The organism is Bradyrhizobium sp. Leo170, assembly GCF_004296405.1.
In the GTDB taxonomy this organism is placed as follows: Bacteria; Pseudomonadota; Alphaproteobacteria; order Rhizobiales; family Xanthobacteraceae; genus Bradyrhizobium.
In genome coordinates, this window is sequence record NZ_PSRR01000554.1 from 1 (window position 1) to 3,174 (window position 3,174).

At 60.4% G+C, this 3,174-nt stretch carries 3 protein-coding genes; 1 reads left to right on the forward strand and 2 read right to left on the reverse strand.

Annotation, left to right across the window (positions count from 1 at the left end):
• The first annotated feature begins 371 nt into the window (after positions 1 to 371).
• Positions 372 to 1,280 (forward strand): sulfite exporter TauE/SafE family protein, encoded by a 909-nt coding sequence (locus CWO89_RS42265; protein ID WP_130229969.1) that lies wholly within the window; start codon positions 372 to 374, stop codon positions 1,278 to 1,280.
• Between the two features lie 62 nt (positions 1,281 to 1,342).
• On the opposite strand, the gene CWO89_RS42270 is transcribed toward CWO89_RS42265, so the two are convergent.
• A complete protein-coding gene (locus CWO89_RS42270; RefSeq protein ID WP_245476822.1) occupies positions 1,343 to 2,593 on the reverse strand; it encodes a prolyl oligopeptidase family serine peptidase in 1,251 nt (416 codons plus the stop codon).
• Positions 2,491 to 2,946 (reverse strand): hypothetical protein, encoded by a 456-nt coding sequence (locus tag CWO89_RS48585; RefSeq protein WP_245287645.1) that lies wholly within the window; start codon positions 2,944 to 2,946, stop codon positions 2,491 to 2,493. The genes CWO89_RS42270 and CWO89_RS48585 overlap by 103 nt, the downstream gene beginning before the upstream one ends.
• Positions 2,947 to 3,174 lie beyond the last annotated feature (228 nt).

Here is a 3,174-nt window from a genome sequence, read left to right on the forward strand (position 1 = left end):
TCTAATCAACATCGCGATCAGCGATCAAAATGGCAGGGCCGAATTTCATGCAAGCGACGGAGATGGAGAAGCTCAGGAACATGAGCCTTTAGATCACCATACGAAGACCGTTGATTGACATTCGAAAAAAATAGACTGGCACGTCTGGCTGAGTGGTCGTAGTTAGATAGTGGGAAACACAGCACGGCTTCCGTTATACAACTGAAGTCTGTAATGGGAGCAACTGGCGAACCTTTGCACTTGACCGCTGCCACTATGAAGGCAGCTGGAGGTGCTAAGGGAGTGATCTGAATCTGCCGCAAGCCTGATGACCAATGTTGGTCTGGTCCCGCTGACGCGTGATCCGACGCTCTTCGGAGTTGGAAAGTTGAATGCCCGCCTTTGATGCCGCTATGTTTTTTCTGGCCGCAACGACGTTTTTTGCGGCCTTTGTAAATGGAGCCATCGGCTACGGCTTTTCGTCACTCACTGTACCCCTTGCGCTGGTTTTCTACACCAATCGCATTCTCAACCCCGCCATCGTCATCATCGAGGTCTTCGTCAACGTCTACGTCCTCTCCATCAATCTGAAGGGCGTGCCGGCGGTTTGGAAACGCATATTTCCCATCTTGCTCGGGCTCTTGCCGGGCATTGCGATCGGCGGCTATGCACTGGCCTCGCTGCAGCCGGGCTGGATCAAATTCGCCACCTACACGATCATTCTGCCCCTGATCCTGCTGCAAGCCGCCGGTTGGCGCCGCCGGATCGAGGCAAGCTGGCTAATCGGCCTGCCATTCGGGTCGATGCTGGGCGTCCTCTACTCGGTGACGACCATCTCAGGCCCGCCTTTGGCGATGCTGTTCAACAATCAGGGCCTCGTCAAAAACGAATTTCGCGCCGGACTAGCCCTGGTTCGTGTGGCGGAATCGAGCGTAACCGCCTTCATCTATTATAAGCTCGGCCTGTTCATTTCAGAAAGCGGCAGCCTGCTTTATGTCTTTATTCCTAGCGTCGTGCTCGGCATTCCGCTGGGATCTTATGTTATCCGCCGGCTTGATCCGGAGATCTTCCGCCGCATCTGCATGAGTTTTGATGCCTGGGTCGTGGGCTTCGGCCTGTCACGGGTGCTAATCGAGCTCGCCCTGATGCAGAGCCCGTGGGCCTATGGCGTGATGGCGGCAACGATCCTGATCGATCTTTACCTGCTATACACGTTCTTCACGGCACATAACGGCGGCCCTGGGCGACCTCAGAGACAAGCGCGGCGCGCCGAGCGCGAGGTTAGAGCGAGCTCAAGTTGAATGGATCTGGTGTTCTGTCCGCATAACAGAAATGCACACGATCAAACGGGCTGGCGTTCCGTTCAAAGGATCCGGGCGCGCCGCCGCGGCCCGCTCGATGATCTCGGCGACCAAACGGGCTGATGTTGATCGGCTGCCGTCTGCAACTGTCGATTTAGCGAGTCCGCTCCTGGACCTGACTCAATCCACAAGCCGTCCGAATGCATAGGTGTATTCGAGTGCCATGCGGCGTGCATGTTCAGTGAGATTGGCGGCGGCGCTGTGCCCCCATCGATATTCTCATAGTAGAAATAGGGCTGGCCCAGCGCAGTGAGCCTGGCGGCTGCCTTGCGGCCATGCGCCGGATGCACGCGGTCGTCCTTGGTGGACGTGAGGATGAAGGGGACCGGGTAGGTCTTGCCCGGGACCAGCTTCTGATAGGGCGAGTAGGCCTCGAGCCACTCGCGCTGCTCGGGAATGGCGGGATCGCCATATTCGCCGGTCCAGGAGGCGCCGGCGCCCAGCTTGGTGAACCGAAGCATGTCGAACAGCGGCACCTGCACGATCGCCGCGTTGAAGGGGTCGGGTCGCTGGGTGATTGCGGTCCCCACCAGCAGGCCTCCCTGGCTGCCGCCGACCACGCCGAGCCGGCGCGGAGAGGTGACGTTCCGGCGGATCAGGTCCTCTGCAACGGCGATGAAATCATCCCATGTCCGCTGCTTCGTTGCCGCCTGGGCAGCCTCGTGCCATAGCGGCCCGAACTCGCCGCCCCCGCGCAGGTTCGCGACGACATATGCATTGCCCTGCTCGAGCCAGAGCCTCCCCATAACCCCCGCATAGGACGGCAGGAGCGGCTTCTGAAACCCGCCATAGCCATGGAGAAGGGTTGGGGTCGACCCATCAAACCTCGCATTCCGGGGCCGCACCAGAAAGTAGGGAATCCGGGTGCCGTCGCGCGAAGTTGCCTCGAACTGCTCCACGATATGCTGGGACGCGTCGAACTGCGGAGGTGCCATCTTCAGTGGCTCGAGGCGTTGGCTTGCGGCGTCGAAGTAGTAGAGCGACGTCGGCCTGAGGAAGTTGGAGACGGCGAACATCACCTCCTCCGTTTCATCGGAAGCGGCTTGCAGGCTCACGCTCGCATTCTCCGGGAGCGGGATCGGGGTGGCCCGCCAGGTCCCCTGATCGTACTTGTAGACGAACGCCTTGCCCTGAACATTGTCGAGGATCGTCAGATCAACAGGCTCCTGGTGGCCGCGAAGCCGCCGAGCGCCTGCCGAGCCGCTGGTTGGAAGACCAGTGACGGCCTGGCGCTGAGCGGATCCTGTTTCCATTCGTCCAGGTCATACGAGATCATCGAGCCGGCCGCGAAGCGACTGTCGCCGGATGGCGCCCAGTCTTCGTTGAGCGTCACAAGCAGGCGGCCACTGGCGATGCCGCCGATGTTCGCCTTCTTTGGCAGGTTGAGCTTGATCGGCCCCTTGGGCCCGAAAAGCACATACTCCTGCTCGAACCTGCTGATGGCGCGCATGGCCCCGGTCGCATGGACCTTGCCTTCACTGTCCCGCAGCACGAATGGCACCGTACTGGCATCGGTCGGTTCGCCGCGGAAAACCTCGCGCGCTTGAACGAGCGGCTGAGCGCGCTTGAGCTCTTTCACGACGAAAGGGTAGCCGGCCTTCGTCATGGTCCCTTGGCCCCAATCTCGTGCGATGAGGATCGTGTCCCCGTCGACCCAGCTGACGTTCTGCTTTCCCTCCGGAAGGTCGAAGCCGGTCGTGACGAAGGCTTTGGCGTTCCGGTCGAACTCGCGCACGAACGCCGCGTCCTTGCCGCCGTCTGATAGTTTGGCCAGGCACAGGCGCCCTTCAGGGGGCAGGCAGCTGCCGCCTCGAAAAACCCAGTTCTTCCCCTA